Annotated in this window: 15 protein-coding genes; 8 read left to right on the forward strand and 7 right to left on the reverse strand. The window is 74.0% G+C overall.

Annotated features, from left to right (window positions below; genetic code table 11):
- The first annotated feature begins 1 nt into the window (after position 1).
- Positions 2-1315 carry an MFS transporter gene (locus ABFY03_RS21955; protein WP_346170675.1) on the forward strand — a complete coding sequence of 438 codons (1314 nt, stop codon included), beginning with the start codon at positions 2-4 and terminating at the stop codon, positions 1313-1315.
- The gene (locus ABFY03_RS21960) at positions 1290-1739 is read left to right on the forward strand and encodes a hypothetical protein (RefSeq protein ID WP_346170676.1); all 450 of its coding nucleotides are present in this window, start codon (positions 1290-1292) and stop codon (positions 1737-1739) included. Before ABFY03_RS21955 ends, ABFY03_RS21960 begins: the two co-directional genes overlap by 26 nt.
- Here ABFY03_RS21960 and ABFY03_RS21965 read toward each other — a convergent pair.
- The 5 genes from ABFY03_RS21965 to ABFY03_RS21985 all read right to left on the reverse strand — a co-directional run bounded on the left by ABFY03_RS21965 (position 1726) and on the right by ABFY03_RS21985 (position 10473).
- Positions 1726-2331, reverse strand: a complete 606-nt coding sequence (locus tag ABFY03_RS21965; protein WP_319012157.1) for a flavin reductase family protein — start codon at positions 2329-2331, stop codon at positions 1726-1728. The genes ABFY03_RS21960 and ABFY03_RS21965 overlap by 14 nt on opposite strands.
- A 60-nt stretch (positions 2332-2391) precedes the next feature.
- Complete coding sequence (locus ABFY03_RS21970; RefSeq protein ID WP_346170677.1) at positions 2392-5691, reverse strand: hypothetical protein; 3300 nt, start codon at positions 5689-5691, stop codon at positions 2392-2394.
- A gap of 474 nt (positions 5692-6165) precedes the next feature.
- Positions 6166-6951: an enoyl-CoA hydratase/isomerase family protein gene (locus ABFY03_RS21975; protein ID WP_319012159.1), complete on the reverse strand. Its 786-nt coding sequence runs from the start codon at positions 6949-6951 to the stop codon at positions 6166-6168.
- A gap of 7 nt (positions 6952-6958) precedes the next feature.
- Complete coding sequence (locus tag ABFY03_RS21980) at positions 6959-9181, reverse strand: acetate--CoA ligase family protein (RefSeq protein WP_319012160.1); 2223 nt, start codon at positions 9179-9181, stop codon at positions 6959-6961.
- A 146-nt stretch (positions 9182-9327) separates the two neighbouring features.
- Positions 9328-10473: a flavin-containing monooxygenase gene (locus ABFY03_RS21985; protein ID WP_319012161.1), complete on the reverse strand. Its 1146-nt coding sequence runs from the start codon at positions 10471-10473 to the stop codon at positions 9328-9330.
- A 160-nt stretch (positions 10474-10633) separates the two neighbouring features.
- Between ABFY03_RS21985 and ABFY03_RS21990 the strand changes: the two genes are divergently transcribed.
- Both ABFY03_RS21990 and ABFY03_RS21995 read left to right on the forward strand, forming a co-directional pair.
- Positions 10634-11083, forward strand: a complete 450-nt coding sequence (locus tag ABFY03_RS21990) for a DoxX family protein (RefSeq protein ID WP_319012162.1) — start codon at positions 10634-10636, stop codon at positions 11081-11083.
- Positions 11083-11481, forward strand: coding sequence for a Zn-ribbon domain-containing OB-fold protein (locus ABFY03_RS21995; protein ID WP_319012163.1), 399 nt, complete (start codon positions 11083-11085; stop codon positions 11479-11481). The genes ABFY03_RS21990 and ABFY03_RS21995 overlap by 1 nt, the downstream gene beginning before the upstream one ends.
- Positions 11482-11500: 19 nt before the next feature.
- On the opposite strand, the gene ABFY03_RS22000 is transcribed toward ABFY03_RS21995, so the two are convergent.
- Complete coding sequence (locus tag ABFY03_RS22000; protein WP_346170678.1) at positions 11501-13486, reverse strand: serine/threonine-protein kinase; 1986 nt, start codon at positions 13484-13486, stop codon at positions 11501-11503.
- Between the two features lie 518 nt (positions 13487-14004).
- A complete protein-coding gene (locus ABFY03_RS22005; RefSeq protein ID WP_346170679.1) occupies positions 14005-15003 on the reverse strand; it encodes a helix-turn-helix domain-containing protein in 999 nt (332 codons plus the stop codon).
- Positions 15004-15177: 174 nt separating this feature from the next.
- On the opposite strand from ABFY03_RS22005, the gene ABFY03_RS22010 reads away from it, so the two are divergent.
- The 4 genes from ABFY03_RS22010 (at position 15178) to ABFY03_RS22025 (ending at position 18669) form a co-directional block, all read left to right on the forward strand.
- Positions 15178-15474 (forward strand): hypothetical protein, encoded by a 297-nt coding sequence (locus ABFY03_RS22010; RefSeq protein WP_319012166.1) that lies wholly within the window; start codon positions 15178-15180, stop codon positions 15472-15474.
- Positions 15475-15763: 289 nt separating this feature from the next.
- Positions 15764-15937, forward strand: coding sequence for a hypothetical protein (locus ABFY03_RS22015; RefSeq protein WP_319012167.1), 174 nt, complete (start codon positions 15764-15766; stop codon positions 15935-15937).
- Between the two features lie 160 nt (positions 15938-16097).
- A complete protein-coding gene (locus ABFY03_RS22020; RefSeq protein WP_346170680.1) occupies positions 16098-17441 on the forward strand; it encodes an FG-GAP-like repeat-containing protein in 1344 nt (447 codons plus the stop codon).
- 94 nt (positions 17442-17535) lie between these two features.
- Entirely contained in the window at positions 17536-18669 is a 1134-nt protein-coding gene (locus ABFY03_RS22025) for a transglycosylase family protein (protein WP_346170681.1), read from the forward strand.
- Positions 18670-18695: the final 26 nt, after the last annotated feature.

Here is an 18695-nt window from a genome sequence, read left to right on the forward strand (position 1 = left end):
CATGGCCCAGACAACGGAGCACCGCCCCTCCGCCTCCACCCGCCCTCCGCGCGCTCCGCGCGTCCACCGCGCCTGGTCCGTCGCGGCGGTCACCTTCGTCACCATCATCGGCGCCGCCGCCTTCGCCTCCCTGCCGGGCCTCCTGATCGAACCGCTCCACGCCGAGTTCGACTGGTCGCGCGGCACGATCGGCCTCGCCGTCTCCGTCAACCTCGCGCTCTACGGCCTCACCGCCCCCTTCGCCGCCGCCCTCATGGACCGCTTCGGCATCCGCAAGGTCGTCGCGGCGGCCCTCTCGGTGATCGCGCTCGGCTCCCTGCTCACGGTCTGGATGACGGCCGCCTGGCAACTCGTCCTCTACTGGGGGCTCCTCGTCGGCCTCGGCAGCGGCTCCATGGCGCTCGCCTTCGCCGCGACCGTCACCAACCGCTGGTTCACCGCCCGCCGCGGCCTGGTCACCGGCATCCTGACGGCGGCCGGCGCCTCCGGCCAGCTCGTCTTCCTGCCGCTGCTCTCCTGGCTGGTCGAGCACCACGGCTGGCGCCCGGCCGCCGTGACCACCGCCCTCGCCGCGCTCGCCGTCGTCCCCTTCGTCTGGCTGCTGCTCCGCGACCACCCGGCGGACGTCGGACTCGCCCCGTACGGCGGGGAGTACGCCGAGAAGCCCGCCCCCGTCACCGGCGCCGCCCGCCGCGCGGTCACCGTCCTGTTCCGGGCCGCCCGCACGGGCCCGTTCTGGCTCCTCGCCGGCACCTTCGCGATCTGCGGCGCCTCCACGAACGGCCTGGTCAAGACCCACTTCGTGCCCGCCGCCCACGACCACGGCATGCCGGTGACGGCCGCCGCCGGACTCCTCGCCGTCATCGGCGTCTTCGACGTCGTCGGCACGATCGCCTCCGGCTGGTTCACCGACCGCTTCTCCCCGCGCCGGCTGCTCGCCGTCTACTACGCCCTGCGCGGGATCTCGCTCCTCTTCCTGCCGATGCTGCTGGCGCCGTCGATCCACCCCCCGATGCTCTTCTTCATCGTCTTCTACGGCCTCGACTGGGTCGCCACCGTCCCGCCCACCATCGCGCTGTGCCGCGAGCACTACGGCGAGGACTCCGCGATCGTCTTCGGCTGGGTCCTCGCCTCCCACCAGGTCGGCGCCGCCGCCGTCGCCTTCGCGGGCGGCGTCGCCCGCGACGTCTTCGGCTCGTACGACGTCGTCTGGTACGCCTCGGGCGCACTGTGCGCGGCGGCCGCCCTCATGGCCCTCGTCATCCGCCGCCCCCGGCATGATGGAGCCCATGGGGACGGGGAGCTGGAGAAGTAGGCCGTGGCTGCTGTGGGCACTCCTGGCGGTGCCCGCGGCGGCGACGATCGCGGGGGCGGGCACGTACGCGGGGGCGCTGGGCCCGCAGGACCCGCCGAAGCCGGGGAGGGCGGACCTGGTGGGGCGGTACGAGGACGGGGAGGGGGGAGTGGTGACGCTGCGCGCGGACGGGACGGCCGAGGTGCGGGGGATCGAGTACGACCTGTACGACGACGGGAGCGGGGTCGGGAAGCGCTGCGAGGACGACGCCGCGACCTGGTTCCTGGAGGAGACTCGGCCGCGCCGGCACAACGCGGTGAACGTCTTCAACGACTGCGGCTTCTTCCAGCCCTGGGACGTGGACGGCTCCCCGTCCGACCCGCGGATCGTCTACTACGCGGGTGATCCGGCTCCCGACACCCGCCGCGTCCTCACCCGCCGCTGAACCCCCCGAACCGCCCCCGGTGGAACAGCAGCGGATCCCCGCCCTGCTCCACCGCGTCCAGCGCCTCCACCCGGCCGACGACGATGAGGTGGTCGCCACCGGTGTGGACGGCGGTGATCGTGCAGTCGATCCAGGCCGGCACCCCGGCCAGCCGCGGCGCGCCGGTGACGGGCGCGGGGGACCACTCCACGCCCGCGAACTTGTCGGCGCCGCTGACCGCGAAGGCCCGGCACAGCGGCCCCTGGTCGGCGCCCAGGATGTTGACGCAGAAGGTGCCGGCGGCGGCGATGCGGGGCCAGGTGGTCGAGGTCCGGGCGACCATGAAGGCCACGAGCGGCGGGTCGAGGGAGAGCGAGGCGAAGGACTGGCAGGCGAAGCCGGTCGGTCCGGCGTCGCCGGTGGTGGTGACGAGGGTGACGCCGCTCGCGAAGTGGCCGAGCACGCGCCGGAACTCCGCCGGGTCGAGGGGCGCCCGCTCGTCCTCGCGCACGGCCCGCAGGGCGGGCCGGGGGAGGGGTTCGACGGCCGTGGGCGCCCCGGCCGCTCTCAGGTGTCGGACGGCGCTGGCCGCCATCCCCGCGTGTCCCATCATGCCCAGCATTGAAACTGACGCAGCGTCAGATGGGAACACCCGGGGAGGCGGCGGCGCGCACTAGCCGACGACGGCGCCGGTCGCCTTCGTCCACGCGTGACCGGAGACGTGTCCGGTCCGGTGGGCGGTGACCTTCACGGTGATCGCCTGCCCGCGCTGGGCGCTGGTGAGCCTGAAGGCGGTTCCGGTCGCCCCGCTGATCGCCCGCCCGTTGGCGTACCACTGGTAGGCGTACGAGGTCGGCGCCGGCGTCCAGGTGCCGCGGTTCAGCGTGAGCGTGTACCCGACCCGCACCGTGCCGGTGAGGTACGGCGCCGTGGTCGCCTTGGGCGCGAGCCCGTAGCCGACCGTGACCGCGCCGGTGGTGGCGGAGCCGCTGAGGTGCCCGGTGCGGTGCGCGGTGACCGTCACGCTCAGCTTCTTGCCGCGGACGCCGGCGGTCGGCGTGTACGCGGAGCCGGTGGCGCCGGAGATCGCGACGCCGTCGGCGCGCCACTGGTAGGCGTACGAGGTCGGCACCGGCGACCAGCTGCCGACCACGGCCGTCACCTTCGACCCGACCCGCACGGTTCCGGAGAGGGACGGCGGCGTGGTGGGCTTCGGCGCGACGCCCTTCACGGTCACGGCCCGGCTGGTCGCGGTCGCGTTCGGGTGGCCGGCCTTGCGGGCGGTCACCGTCACCGTCAGCTGCTTGCCCTGGAGGGCGGCGGGGATCGTGTACGCGGAGGCGGTGGCGCCGGAGATCGCGACGCCGTTCGCCTTCCACTGGTACGCGTATCCCTCGGGCACGGGCGACCACGGGCCGGGGGCCGCCGTCACCTTGGCGCCGACGGCCGCCGTGCCCGTCACGGCGGGCAGGCCGGTGGGAGCGAGCGGGTCCACGACGGTGATCGGGGCGGGACGGTGTTCCACGCCCCTGCCCGAGTCCACGTGGAGGGGCAGCCGTCGCCCTGTCGGCGCGCCGGTCAGGTCGAGCGCCACGATCATGCTGCGGCGGTCGGGGGCGACGGAGACCGTGGTGGACGTGGCCCCGTAGTAATACGCGTACGGCTCGGTGTACTCGTCCACGACGACCCTGGTCCGGCTGCTGAGCGAGGTGCCGGTGACCTTCATCGTGATCTTGCCGGCGCCGACCGTGCCCGGGGTCACCGACGTCACCGTCCACGGCACGAGGCCGCAGACGCCTTCGTAGACGGTGCACACGGCCTCCGCCCGGATCGGGGTGGAGGGGGCACCGGCCAGATCGGGCAGTCCGATCACGAGCGTGGTCGGGAGCGACGTCTTCGCCTCGCCACCCAGGTCGCAGCTGTACTCGGGGGACCCGTAGCCGGTCGCCCTCTCGCAGGAGTCGACGCCCGTGGCGACGTCGTGGAGCCACGCCCGGGGCCAGGCCGTGTGGACGGTGTCCGGCGTGAAGTCCAGGGTGAACGCGTCGCTCGACGCGGTCGGCAGCACCACGCACAGCGCGGACTTCTGCTCGCTCAGCGTGCCGGTGAGCGGTCCGAAGCCGTGGCTCACGTCGGAAAGCCGGGTGCACTCCGGCGCGGGGACGGTGCCGGTGCCGATGCGCAGGGCGTCGACGCGGTGGGCGGGAAGGGCCGTCCCGGCGTGCGGGGTGACGACCACCTGGTACCGGGTGGAGCCGGTGGGAGCGCATGTCTCCGGCGACTCCGTGCAGACCGCCACGCCGTTCGCGTCGTACACGACGGTCTCCGCCGCGTCGTGCGTGCCGCGCACGGTCAGCTGGAGCCTGTCCGCGGCGGAGGCGGACACCTGGCGGCAGCGGGGGAAGTCGACCGGACCGGGGCTGCCTTCGAGGGACGGGCCGCCGACCGGGGCCGCGGGAGTGCTCGGGCAGCCTCCGACGGTGGCGGTGACATCCCTGCGGATCACGGCGTACTCGGCCGGTTCGTCGTGACCGTGGAAGAAGACGGTGTGCGCCACGCCCGGGGTCAGCCCGCAGACCTCCTGCGCGGACCCACTCTCGGACCGGAGGGAGCAGACCCACTTGCCCGACGCGTCGAGGACGGCCAGTGCGGCCACCGACTCTCCCGCCGTCCGCCGGAGCTGGAGCAGCTCTCTCGCGGAGTGGTCGGCCGCCGGGATGGTCAGGCAGTCGGCGAAGACGCCGTCACCGGTCGTCAGCCCGGCGCCGGGCGTGGTGTCCGTGAAGTCCCCGGACGGGAGGACGCGGCAGTCGCCCGGCGTGTCGCCGCGGTCCACGAGGATCCGGTACGCGCCGACCGGCCCGGCGGTCACCGCGTGGGTGACGAGCAGCCGGTGCGGGGCGGTGCCCGTCAGGGTGCAGGTCGTGGCCTCGTCACCGTCGCGGACGGAGCACAGCCGACTGCCGGTGGCGTCCAGCACGGCCAGGTGGACCGCGGCGTCCGGCCGCAGGACCAGGCGGGAGCCCTGGGGGGCGGGCAGGGTGAGGCAGTCGGTCTCGCCCGCGGCGGTGAGGGTGCCGCGGTACAGGGCCGAAAGGACGAGGTCGTCGGTGCAGCCCTCGGCGGACACGCGGTCGCGCAGCTCGACGAGGTCCTCGCTGATGAGTGCGTAGGTGACGCCCCCGGCGAGGACGCAGCCGCTCAGGCCGGTGCAGGAGATCTCCCGGCCGTCCTGGTGGTACACCTCCAGGCCGGTCTCCCAGCCGGCGGCGTTGAGGGAGCGGATCTCGTAGCGCCGGTTCGCCGGCGGGGTGAAGCTCCGGCAGCCGCTCGGCGGTGACGCCTGGGCGGCGGCGGTGCCGTAGACGGTCGGGACGATCGGGGTGCAGCCCGCAGGGTTCGACAGGCGGCGGACCCGGAGCGCGTACTCCGCGGTGGGGTCGGCGGCACGGGACAGATCACCGAGGACGCGGTAACCGCCGGTGCCCTGGGGCAGGACGCAGCCGGGGAGGCCGTAGGAGGAGGGGGAGGGGCAGATCCGCCGGCCGGTGTCGTCGGTGATCCAGGAAAAGAGGTAGGACGTTCCGGCACGCAGATCGGTGGTGATCCGGTCGCCGACGGAGGCGCGGAAGGCGCGGCAGACGAGGCCGAGCCCGCCGGTCGGAGTGCCGGTCGCCGGGGCGGTGTCGTAACCGGTGCCGGGGATCTCCGTGCATTCCGGCCCCGGCATCAGGGGGACGACGGAGAAGCGCAGCGAGTCCGCCCACGCGTCGTTGCGGACGCGGAGGGTGTAGGTGCCGGGGGCGAGCGGGCAGAGCTGCTCGCCGGCTTCGTCGCGCAGGCAGGACACCTGGGTGTCGCCCGAGAAGAAGGTGAGGTGGATGTTGGCGGCGCCCTCGCGCATGACGCGGTGCAGCCCCTGCTTCTCCGCCGTGATGGTGAAGCAGGTCTCCTCGTCCGCTCCCAGAGTCACGGCGCCTGCGGGGTCTCCCGGCGCGCCGAGTGGGGTCAGCGGCAGCACGGGGCACGCGCCGGCCGTGGGCTCGGGCGTCGGGTCCGTCGGCGTCGGGTCGGTCGGCGTCGGGTCGGTCGGCGTCGACGGTTCCGGCGTCGACGGTGCCGGTGTCGGCGTCGGGTTCGTCGGCGTCGGGTCCGTCTCCGCGGGCGCCGCCGGCGGCGCTTCCGACGGCGTGGCCGCCGCGGGTGCCGAAGGCGCGGCCGTCGTCGGCGACGGCGTCGCCGCCAGGGCCGTCCCCGCCGGCAGCAGCGGGGCCGCGAGGGCCGCCAGCAGGGCGGGGACGAGGAGCAGGTTTCTGGTGGATCTCGGGTGCAGACGTCTGGATCTGCCGCGCGAGCGCGCGAAGTTCGGCATTCTTCCGTTCCCCCCGGAGCGGTGTGGCATATGCGGGCCACACTCTACGGGCGGGGTACGACGGCCACCGACCCGCTATCGCCCCTCGTACCGCGCCTCCCGCCGCTCCACGAAGCTCGCCACGCCCTCCTGCGCGTCGCGGGTCGTCATGTTCAGCTCCTGGGCCGTCGCCTCCGCCGCGAAGGCGGTCGCGCGGTCGACGTCCAGGGACGCGTTGACCAGCTGTTTCGTGAGGGCGAGGGCGCGGGTCGGGCCCTGGGCGAGGCGTTCCGCCCAGGCGCGGGCCGTCTTCTCCAGGTCGTCCGCCGGGACCACCCGGTTCACCAGTCCGAGCGCTCTCGCCTCCGCCGCCGGCAGCGCGTCGCCGAAGAACATCAGCTCCTTGGCGCGCTGCGGGCCGATCAGGCGGGGGAGGAGGTACGCGCCGCCGCCGTCGGGGACCAGGCCGCGGCGGGCGAACACCTCGACGAAGCGCGCGGACTCCGCAGCGAGCACCAGGTCGCAGGCGAACGCCAGGTGTGCGCCGATGCCCGCCGCCGTGCCGTTCACCGCCGCGATCACCGGCTTCTCGCAGTCCATGACGGCCGCGACGAAGCGCTGCGCGCCCTGCCGGATCATCCGGGCCACGTCACCGGCGACCCGGTCCCCGAGGGAGGGCGCGCCGCGCAGGTCCGCGCCCGCGCAGAAGCCCCGGCCGGTGGCGGTGATCACCACGCAGCGCACGGACGCGTCGGCGGACGCCTCCGCCAGCAGGGCGACGATCCGCTCCCGCTGGTCCCAGGTGACCGCGTTCATCGCCTCGGGGCGGTTGAGCGTGATCCACGAGACGCCGTTCTCGACCGTGTGCAGGACCTCGGACATGGGGCTCCTATCGGCAGACCGCGAGCGCGTCCAGCGCCACCGCGCCCTGGCCGCGCGGCAGCACCATCAGCGGGTTGATGTCGAGTTCGGCGAGGTCGCCGTCGAGTTCGAGGGCCATCCGCTGGACCCGGAGCACGACCTCGACCAGCGCGTCGACGTCGGCCGGCGGGGCGCCGCGCACGCCGTCGAGCAGCGCCCGGCCGCGCAGCTCGTCCAGCATCGAGCGGGCCTCGCGCTCCCCGAAGGGAGGGACGCGGACGGCGGTGTCGTTCAGGACCTCGACGAGGACGCCGCCGAGGCCGACGGTGACCGTCGGGCCGAACAGGTCGTCGCGGGTCACCCCGACCACCATCTCGACGCCCTTCCCCACCATCTGGCAGACGAGGACGCCGTCGAGGTCGATCTGCTCGTAGCGGGCGATGTCGGTGAGGTCCCGGTAGGCGTCCCTGACCTGGCTCGCCGACGTCAACCCGACTTTCACCAGGCCCAGTTCCGTCTTGTGGGCGAGCTGCGCGCCGGACGCCTTCATCACCACCGGGTAGCCGACGAGCCCGGCGGCCCGGACGGCGGCCGCGGCGCTCGTCACCAGCTGCTCGCGCGGCACGCGGATGCCGTACGCCCGCAGCAGCTGCTTCGCCGCGTGCTCGCTGAGCCGCTGCCCGGGCCGCATCAGCGCCTGCGCCTTGCGGAAGGACGGGGACGGGGTGCGGGGCGCCTCGTCGAAGGGGGAGCGGTAGCCGGCGGTGAAGCGGTGGTGGTCGAGGTACGCCTTCACCGCGCCGATGCAGTTGGCGAAGGTGCGGAAGGTGGCGACGCGGGAGGAGCCGAGGAGGGTGGTCCGGTAGGCGTCCTCGGTGCCGACGGGGGAGCCCCACACCACGCACACCAGCTTGTCGGTGGCCTCCGCGGCCTCCACCAGGTCCTGCGCCAGCTTGTCGCTCATGGGCGGGAAGGGGCCGGTGATGGGACAGACGAGCACGCCCACCGACGGGTCGGCGAGGATCGCGTCGATGATCTTCCGGCCGCGCCAGTCGCCGACCGGGTGGCCGCCGTTGTCGACGGGGTTGGCGACGTTCAGGTACTCCGGGATCCACTGGTGCAGCTCGTCCTGCTTCGCCCGCGGGAGCGTGGGCAGGGTCAGCCCGGCGGCCGTCGCGAGGTCGGCGAAGTGGGCGCCCGTGCCGCCGGAGATCGAGTAGACGACGACTCCGTCGGCGAGCGGGCGGCGGGCGCGGGCGAGGAGGGCGGCGGTGTCCTGGAGCTGGTCGAGGCCGTCGACGCGGATCACCCCGAACTGCCGCATGGCCGCGTCCACCACCCGGTCCGCGCCGGTCAGCTTCCCGGTGTGCGAGGCGGCGGTGCGGGCCCCGGTCTCGGTCCTGCCGACCTTCACCGCCACCACCGGCACGCCCTCGCGGGCGGCGCGGTCCGCGGCGAGCAGGAAGGACCGGCCGTCCTTCAGCCCCTCCACGTACGCGGCGATGGCGCCGACCTCCGGGAGGGAGGCGAAGTACGAGAGGAAGTCGGCGGTCTCCAGGTCGGCCTCGTTGCCGGTCGGCGCCCAGTGGGAGAGCCGGACGCCCAGCTCCTGGAGGGTGAAGACGGGTCGGCCCTGGTGCCCGGACTGGGTGATGAGGGCGACGGCGGGGCCTTCGAGGTCGTCGCGGAAGCGCTCGAAGGCGTTGAGGTTGGTGTTGGGCCCGAGGAGCCGGATGCCGGTGCGCCGCACGGCCTCGGCGAGCCGTCGCTGCGCGGCTGCCCCGTCGGCGCCGGTCTCGGCGAAGCCGGAGGCGAAGGCGACCGCGAACCGCACCTCGGCCTCGCCGAGCTGCTCGATGACGGGCAGCGGGTCGGCGACCAGCAGGACGGCCAGGTCCACGGGCCCGGCCAGCTCCTTCACGGAGGGCACGCAGTCGATGCCGAACACGGCGGTACGGGTCGGGTGCACGGGGATCAGCTCGGCGCCGACCCGCTCGGCCCAGGCGAGCAGCTGTCTGGTGATGCCGGTGTTGGGCCGGCCCTCGGCGTCGGAGGCGCCGACGACGGCGACGGACCGGGGCCGGAAGAAGCGGTCGAGGTCGGGGACCTCGGCGTGCAGCGGCCGCCCGCTGACGTCCCGGTCGCCGGGTGCGGCGGCGTGCCCGTGGACGGCGGTGCGGGGCGACTCCCCGCAGGCCTCCACGCGGGCGCGCAGACCGGTGGTGAAGGTGCCGTGAGTCGATCCAAGCATGGTTGCGCTCCGCCCTTCCGTGCAGGACGCGTCCCGGACAAGTGACCTGACGCTCAGTCAGATTACAGAACTGACGCCCAGTCAGGAATGGGGCGGTGTGCAGGAAGCGCGAAGACCCCGCCGGGGCGGGGTCTCGGGGCGGACGGCTACTTCGCGCGGGCGATCCGCCGCGCGATCCGCTCCGCGTCGATGGCCAGCTCCCTCAGCATCCCGGAGATCGGGTTGGTGAAGCCGGTGAAGTAGAGCCCCGGGGCGTGCCGCGGACTGCGGGCGCCGCGCACGACCGGCCGGCCGCGCTCGTCGAGGACGTCGAGGTGGCCCACGAGGGGTTCGAGGGCGCGGCGGTAGCCGGTGGCGGCGATCACCGCGTCCGGGGCGATCCGGGTGCCGTCCGCGAGCACCACCTCGCGGCCGTCCAGGGCCTCGACGGCCGCCACGACCTCGACCTTCCCGGCTCGGAGGGCGGCGACGAGGCCGACGTCCTGGACGGCGATCGCGCCGTCCCGGATCCGGCTGGCGAGGCCGGTGTCCGGGCGGGGCAGCCCGTGGGCGGTGAGGTCGGGCGAGGCGAAGCGGGCGAGGCCGCGGCCCATCAGGTCCACCAGTCCGACCGGCAGCCGCCGGACGAGGATGCCGCTGCGCTGGGCGGGCCAGCCGGCGGTGGTGCGGCGGAGGATGTGCGGGGCGGTGCGGACGGCGATCCGGACCCGGCCCGCACCGCCCTCGGCGAGGTCGGCGGCGATCTCGGCGCCGGTGTTGCCGATGCCGACGACGAGCACGTCCTTCCCGGCGTACCGCTCCGGGTTCCGGTATTCGCGGGCGTGCACGAGGTCACCCTCGTACGTGTCGAGGCCGGGCCAGGCCGGCACGCGCGGGGTGTGGTTGTAGCCGGTGGCGACGACGACGGCCCGGCCGGTCAGCCGCCGCCCGCCGGTCGCGTGCAGCACCCAGCCGCCGGTGTCGTCCGCCGCGCGCTCGATCCGGTGCACCTCGACGCCGGTGACGACGTCCAGCTCGTGCTTCTCCGCGTACGCCTCCAGATAGCGGACCAGGTCGGCGCGGGCGACCCAGCGGCCGTACGCCCGGGGTATCCGCAGCCCGGGCAGCCCGGAGAGGCGCCGGGTGGTGTGCAGCCGCAGCCGGTCGTAGTGGCCGCGCCAGGAGGTGCCGACGGCCCCGGACTTCTCCAGGACGACGGCGCGGACGCCGCGGGCGCGCAGGGTGGCGGCGACCGCGAGCCCGCCGGGGCCGGCGCCGATGACGTACACCGGCTCTTGGGGGGTGGTGACCATGAATGCTGAGCGTAATGACGTGTACACGCAGTAGGTCTCGGTCAAGAGGGAATTTCGGTTGCGAAACGGTCACGCGCACCGACCCCTTGCGGAGGCCGGGGGCCCTGCGCTGAACTGACGTACCGTCAGATCTCTGGTGGCACGCCGAGGAGGACCATCCATGCAGACCGTCTGGCTCACCGGCGCCGAATGGCTCGCCGTCCTCCGCATCGGCCTCGGCCTGTGGTGGCTGGAGAGCTGGCGCCACAAGGACCGCAAGGGCTGGTTCGAGCGCGGCACGGGCATCGCCTGGGCGGCGGACGTGGCCGGCAGGCACCGGTGGGCGGCGGTCCGCACCGGCTTCGAGACGGTCGTCGCCCCCCGCCCCAGGCTGATGGCGTACGTCGTCGTCTACGCCGAACTCGCCCTGGGCCTCGGCCTGGTCACCGGCCTCCTCACCCCGGTCGCCCTCGTCGGCGGCCTCCTCCTCAACCTCCTCTACCTCGTGCTGATGATCCACGACTGGGCCGAGCAGGGGCAGAACGCGATGATGGCGCTGATCTCCCTGGTGGCCCTCTTCGCGATGTCCTGGCAGACCTGGTCCCTCGACTCCGCGATCGGACTCTTCTGATGACGGCCACACCGGACATCGACGCCTTCACCCGCCCCTACTGGGACGCCGCCGCCGAGGGCCGCCTCCTGATCCGCCGCTGCCGCGCCTGCGCCCGCCCCCACCACTACCCCCGCGAGTTCTGCCCCCACTGCTGGAGCGAGGACGTGGTGTGGGAGCGGGCGAGCGGCCGCGCCACGCTCCACACCTGGTCCGTCGTCCACCGCAACGACCTCCCGCCCTTCGGCGACCGCGTCCCCTACGTGGCGGCCGTGGTCGACCTCGCGGAGGGCCCCCGCATGATGACGGAGGTGGTGGACGTCCCGGAGCCGGACCTCCGCGTGGACATGGAGCTGCGGGTCGCCTTCCGCACCGGGGACGACGGGGTCGCGGTGCCCGTCTTCACGGCCGCCTCGTAGACGCGCGGGGCGGGTCGACTCAGAGCGCGCCGATGTTCCGCCAGAACTGCGTCGCGTACGACGTCTGGCAGGCGTAGCCGATCACGAAGGTGCTGTTCGTCAGGCACTGACCGTTGCTGACGTTCTTCACCTGCCGCCCGGCGGACGTGGAGGTGCCGAACTTCCAGGACTGGTTGCTCGCGCCGTTGCAGGTGGCGATCGAGGCGTCGATGGCGCTGGTGAACTGGAGGCACTGGCCGGACTTCCTGCTGACCAGCCGGAAGGTGCCGTCGCCGTTGGGCCGGTACGTCCAGGCGTAGGAGGTCGACTCGGGCTTGGAGCCGCACGCCATCACGGTGACGACGACGGCGTAGCCCTGGTCGTTCTCCGCCAGGCAGTTGCCGCTCGTCGCGTTCTCCAGCGAGTACGTCCCCGAAGGCCCCGAACCGCCCCCGCCGGAGGTCGCCGTCGGCCTGGGCGCGGCCGTGGTGGGGCGGGGCGCCGTGGTCGTCGGCCGGGTGGTGGTCGTACCGCCGGAGGCCGAGCCGCCGGAGGTCGTCCCGCCGGTGGCCGATCCGCCGGAGGTGCCGGTGGAGCCGCCGGACGACGACGTACCGCCGCCTCCGCTTCCGCTCCCGCCCCCGCCGGTCGTGGTGGACGAGCCCCCGCCGCCCCCACCGGTGACGGCCCCGCCCCCGTCGGCGGGCGGTGGTGGCGGCGGGGGTGCGCCGGGGGCCGCCGAGGTCGCCGAGGCCGACGGCTTCGTCGGGGACGGCTTGGCGGAGGACGGCGACGGCTTCGCCCCGGGCGCGGCCGAGGACGGCGTCTGTACGGAGGGGGAGAGGACGGCCGTCGGGGAGGCGGAGGGGCGCCCCTCCGCGCCCGCGCGGCCGAGTTCGTACGGGCCCAGGGTCAGCGTCAGCGTCGTACCGGTGGTGATGACGACGGGCACGGCCATCATGACGATCCGGTTCCGCCGCCGCCGGTCGGACCCGCCCGCCGGCCGCCCGTGCAGGGCGTACCCGGTGTCGGCGGGCGGCGGGACCGGCGGCTGCGGGGTCAGCGGGGCCGTGGCGACGTCCTTCGACGGGTCGGCGGCCTCCAGCTCGGCCAGCGCCTCGGCGGTCGGCGCCCCGGCCGCGAAGGCGGTCCGGGCGGCGATCCGCGCCGCCACCGGCTCCGGCCAGTCCACCCCGGCCGCCCGCGCGTCCGCGTGCCCGACGAGCTCGGTCGCGGTCGGCCGGTCCTCGGGCTTCTTGGCCAGGCAGGTCCGCACGAGATCGGCGAGGTCGGGGTCCGTCTCCGCGAGCCGCCCGAAGTCGGGCTCGCCGTGCACCACCCGGTAGAGCAGGTCGTGCCCGGACCCGTCGCCGAACGGCGGCCGCCCGTTCGCCGCGTACAGGACGAGGCTGCCGAGCGCGAAGACGTCCGCCGCACCGGTCAACCGCTTGTCCGCGACGGCCTGTTCGGGGGCCATGTAGGCGGGCGTCCCGATGATCATCCCGGTCTTGGTCAGCCGGCTCTGGTCCGCCGCCCGGGCCACCCCGAAGTCGATCAGCGAGAGCCCGCCCCCGGTCAGCATCACGTTGGACGGCTTGAGGTCCCGGTGCACCATCTCGGCCGCGTGCACCGTCCGCAGCGCCGCCCCGGCCTCCCGCAGCAGCCGCCACAGCGCGCCGGCCGGCAGCGGCCCGCCGTTGAGCCGCAGCGCGTCGTTGAGCGTCACGCCCGGAATGAACTCGGTCGCGAACCACGGCGGCTTGGCGAGCCGGTCGCTCGCCAGCAGCTTCGTGCTGGCCCCGGCGGGCAGCCGGGCCAGGTTGTCCAGCTCGTGCCCGAAGTGGCTCAGGAAGTCCTTGTCCTCGGCGAGCGCCGGCAGCACCCGCTTGACCGCCGCGTACGTCCCCGGGACCGCGCCCAGGTAGACCCGCCCCATCCCGCCGGACCCGAGCACGCCGAGCAGGCGGAAGGCCCCGATCCGGCGCGGGTCGTCCGCGTCCAGCGGCATCGCGCCGCTGCCGCGCAAACTAGAGTCGTTTTCCAGTTCCCCCTGCATGGGGCACAGGGTAGCCCAGTGCGATCGGCATCTGAATGCCACTCAAGTCGCTGGGACGGGAAGCGGGTTGAAGATTCGGTGAACGGTGGTGGCGGCGGGGGGTGGGGTGGCCGGTGCGTCCGGCGGCCCAGCGGGTCCCCTCCGGGCCGGTGCCGGGCGGTCGGTGGTGAACGGCGAAGACCGCCGGGGCCGGGCGACCGGGCGGCGGCCGGCGGGCGGCGAGGACCGCCGGGCGCCGGATGGCCGGGCAGGAATCCGCGTTTCTCGGGCCGGGCGACCGGGCGACCGGCCGGCGGGCGGCGAGGGCCGCCGAGGGTGGGCGGCCGGGGCGGCCGGAGGGCTGACCGGCCGGCCGCACAGCGCCAGGGGGCGTCAGACCGGGGGCCGTCAGGCCAGGGGCCGTCCGGGCCGGGCGGCGGTCGGCGGCCACGCCGGGCGGCGGCCAGGGAGCCCTCGGGGCGGGGTGGCCCGGCGGTCGGCGGGGGCCGTCAGGACGGGTGGCTCGGAAGCCAGCCGCGCTGTACCGCCCGCACGCCCGCCTCGAAGCGGCTGCGGGCGCCCAGGCGATCCATCAGGTCCGTGGCGATGCGCCGCGCCGTGCGCTGGGAGACGCCGAGGCGCTTGGCGATCGCCTCGTCCGTGAAGCCCTCGGAGAGCAGGCGGATCGTGGTCGCCTCCGGGCCGGTCAGGCCCTCCGCGTCCCGGACCGTCGGCTGTCCCAGCGGCTGCGCGGACGCCCACGTCGTCTCGAAGAGCGCGCACAGCGCGCTCAGCGTGCCCTGCCCGGTCAGGACCACGGCTCCGGCGGCGGTGTCGTCGCTGCTCACCGGGATGACGGCGGTCGAGCGGTCCGTGATGATCATCCGGGTGGGCAGGATGGGCGCGGTACGGATGTGCGCGCCGCGCTCCGACAGCCAGTTCACGTACTCGACGGTGTGCGGGCTGTTGCGGGCGCTGTCGAGGTAGATCGTCCGCATCCGGATCCCGCGCTTCAGCAGTTCCTCGTTGAGCGGGCGGGCCGCCGCGATGGACTCCGGCGTGTGGGCCCCGTCGGGCGCGAAGGTCATCACCTCGGTGGTCATCTCACGGGTGAGCCGGGCCAGGCACTCCCGGATCCGGTCGAGACCGATCACCTGCTCGACGCCAGGGCTGGGTTCCGCCGGCCGAAGGTCGGCGAAGTCGGCGATCAGCTGGGCCGCCGCGGCCCGCGAGGTCTCCAGGCGCTGCTGCTGGGCGGCGAGTTCGGCCTGCTGCCGGGCGAGCAGGATCTCCATGCCGATGTCCGGCGAGACGGCCCGCAGCCGCCCCTCCTGCTCGGCGGACGGCCGGACCAGCGCCAGTTCGCTCAGCAGGTCGAGCGCGTCCCGCACCTCCTCCTCGGCGAGACCCGTCGCCTGGGCCAGGGCGGCCACGCCCGCCTGGGGGTGCGCGAGCATCGAGCGGTAGACGGACTCGGCGCGCGTGTCGAGGCCCAGTACGGCCAGCATCTCCAACCCCCCGCGAGAGACAGCACCAGCGAACCTGCTCAGGGGTCGTGATCATGCCATAACGGCTGGTGAGCGGGCAGCTTTCCGCCGGGTCCTGGCCGGAAGCGTCCATGGCCCGAAGCGACCCGCGTCAAACGTTGTCCCCGGGTCTACCTTCCTGTTTGGCTCGTACGCATGTATCTCATCCACGCGAGCCTGCGGGCGCTCGGTGGCGCGTCGACGCTCCCTCCCGACACCCGCGCTCTCGTCCTCGGCCAGGTCCTGCCGGGGGAGCGGGTCGAGCACGTGGCCGTCCACGCGGACGCGCTGCCCCACCCCGTCATCGGGCTCTATCTCCTGTCGGAGCGGCTCCAGGACGCCGAGGCGACCGCACGCGCGGTCTGTCTGCGCGCCTTGCTCAACTGCCCCGAGCTGAGCGGGTGGACGCTGCTGAGAGCCCAGGCACCCCTCCTCGCGCCCTTCTTCGAGTGAGGGTCGCCCCCCCCGGCGGGCCGCCGTCCTCTTCCGGACAGCCGGGGCGGCGCGTGGACGGAACGGTCCAAGGCCCTTTCGGGCCACCCGGAAGCCCTTCCGGACCCCCCTGCCGGCGACGAAAGTAGTCGTCGCCGGCAGGGAACACCGACCGGCAGGCAGGGACCGGGAACGCGTCACCGCGGGATGCGAACCGGTTCGGGCCACCCCCCGGGCACCCGCCCGGACACGCCTCCACACGGCCTCGGGCGCTGCCCGCGGCCCGGACTCCCAGCAAAGGACTCACGCCATGATCCGCACCCGTATCGCCCTGGCCGCCGCGGTCGCCGCCCTCGCCGTCGCCGCCCCCGTGGCCCAGGCCGCGGACTCCGCCGCCGGCCCGGCCGTCGCCCGCATCACCGCGGCCGGGCCCCTGGGCGAGGAGCCGGTCGTCGTCACCCCCGACGACATGATCTGGCAGTAAGTCCTCCCGCTCTCCCTGCTCTTCCTTCTCTCTCCTCGCTTTCTCCGCCCGCCGCCCCGGTCGCCCCTGACCGCTGCTCCTGCAGGGCAGCAGTCACATGCACCACGCGGGCCCCTCGACCACTTCTCGGCACCACCCGACCAAAGGATCTGACATGTCCATGTCTTTTCGCGCTCGTCGTACCCTCTCCGCCACCGGTGTCATCCTGGCCGCCATGGGCTGCACGGTCAGCCTCGCCACCTCGCCGGCCTTCGCCGACACCACCGCGCAGGCCGCCGCCCTGGCCCGGGCCCAGCTCGGCGACCACGCCTGCTCGACCAACTCCCTCGGCGGCACCGGCTTCCTGACGAGCTGCAACACCTCCACGGGCACCGAGGCGGAGCCCTGGTGCGCGGACTTCGTGAAGTGGGTCTGGAAGAACTCCGACTTCAACGTCAACGGAACGACCGCGGCGGCCTCCTCCTTCTACTCCTACGGCCAGGCCAACGGCACCCTGCACACCTCGTCCTCGTACCAGCCCCAGGTCGGCGACGCCGTCGTCTTCAACTACTCGGGCGGCTGGGCGCAGCACGTCGCCATGGTCACCGCCGTCAACGCGGACGGCTCGATCCTGACCACCCACGGCAACTGGAGCGACCGGGTCGCCGACGTCGCGGTGAGCGCCTCGCAGAAGCAGGTCGGCGACACCCCGAGCGGCATCGGCCAGCGCATCAGCGCCTACATCTCCCCGGTCGGCGCGACCCCGGCCTCGTACAGCAAGGGCGACCGCGACTTCACCAGCGACCTCAACGACGACCTCCTCGGCGTGAGCGCGAGCGACGGCAAGCTGCGCATGTACGCCGGCAACGGCGACGGCGACTTCGCCTCGCACGAGGCCGGTACGGGCTGGGGCGGCATGGACAAGGTGAAGGCGGCCGACTTCAACAACGACGGCGACGGCGACCTGGTGGCCCGTGCGGCCGCCACCGGCGAACTCCACCTCTACCTCGGCAACGGCAACGGCGGCTTCAAGTCCCACACCGTGATCGGCACCGGCTGGAACGCCATGGACGACTTCGTCGCCGGCGACTTCACGGGCGACGGCAAGGCCGACATCGCCGCCGTCCGGAAGGACGACGGAAGCCTGCGCCTCTACGCCGGCACGGGCACGGACGTCTACTACGACAAGCAGATCGGCTCGGGCTGGTCCGGCATGTCGAAGCTGGCGGCCGGCGACTTCAACGGCGACGGCCGGGCGGACCTGGTGGCCCAGGTCGACGCCACCGCCAACCTGAACCTGTACGTCGGTACGAGCACGGGCGTGGCCCCGGCCATCCAGATCGGCCAGAACTGGGGCGGCATCGGCAAGCTCACCCTCGCCGACATCGACAGCGACGGCCGCGCCGACGTCGTCGCCACCATCGCCGGCACCGGCGACCTCTATCTCTACAAGAGCCAGAGCAACAGCCTCAAGGCGGGCGTGAAGGTCGGCCAGGGCTGGGGCGGCATGAGCCACCTCATCTAAGCGGCGACCGGTGGGGGCCCGTCCCCGAGGGGACGGGCCCCCACCTCCCCACCCCCACCCCCAGCTCCCTCCTCCGACAGAAGGTCAGCCCGCCATGTCCTCGCACGCCCCGCGCCGCACCGCCCTCCCCCTCCTCGCCGCGTCCGCCCTCGCCGCCCTGCTGCCCCTCACCGCCGCGTCCCCGGCCTCCGCCGCGTCCGTCGCCACCTGGGACAAGGTCGCCCAGTGCGAGTCCGGCGGCGACTGGTCCATCAACACGGGCAACGGCTACTACGGCGGCCTCCAGTTCCTGAAGTCCACCTGGGACGCCTACGGCGGCGGCACCTACGCCGCCTACCCCCACCAGGCGTCCAAGATGGAGCAGATCCTCATCGGCGAGAAGGTCCTCGCCGCCCAGGGCGAAGGCGCCTGGCCCACCTGCGGGCCCCGGGCCGGCCTCGGCGCGGACGACCAGGACCCGTACCCCACGCAGCCCGCCGTCCCCCGCGACCACGACTTCACCGGCGACGGCAACGACGACCTGCTGAGCGTCAGCGCCGCCGACGGCAAGCTCCGCCTGTACGCCGGCAACGGCGAGGGCCAGTTCGCCTCCAGCGAGGCCGGTACGGGCTGGGGGGGCATGGACAAGGTGAAGGCGGCGGACTTCAACAACGACGGCGACGGCGACCTGGTGGCCCGTGCGGCCGCCACCGGCGAACTCCACCTCTACCTCGGCAACGGCGGCGGAGGCTTCAAGTCCCACACGGTCATCGGCACCGGCTGGAACGCCATGGACGACTTCGTCGCCGGCGACTTCACGGGCGACGGCAAGGCCGACATCGCGGCGGTCCGGAAGGACGACGCGAGCCTGCGCCTCTACAGCGGTACCGGCACGGATGTCACGTACACGAAGCAGATCGGCTCGGGCTGGTCCGGCATGTCGAAGCTGGCGGCCGGCGACTTCAACGGCGACGGCCGGGCGGACCTGGTGGCCCAGGTCGACGCCACCGCCAACCTGAACCTGTACGTCGGTACGAGCACGGGCGTGGCCCCGGCCATCCAGATCGGCCAGAACTGGGGCGGCATCGGCAAGCTCACCCTCGCCGACATCGACAGCGACGGCCGCGCCGACGTCGTCGCCACCATCGCCGGCACCGGCGACCTGTACCACTACGCCAGCATGAGCAACAGCCTCAAGCCCGGCGTCAAGATCGGCCAGGGCTGGAGCGGCATGAGCCACCTCATCTGACGCGCCGAACCGCCCGGCCCCTCCTG

The organism is Streptomyces roseofulvus (assembly GCF_039534915.1).
GTDB classification, from domain to species: domain Bacteria; phylum Actinomycetota; class Actinomycetes; order Streptomycetales; family Streptomycetaceae; genus Streptomyces; species Streptomyces roseofulvus.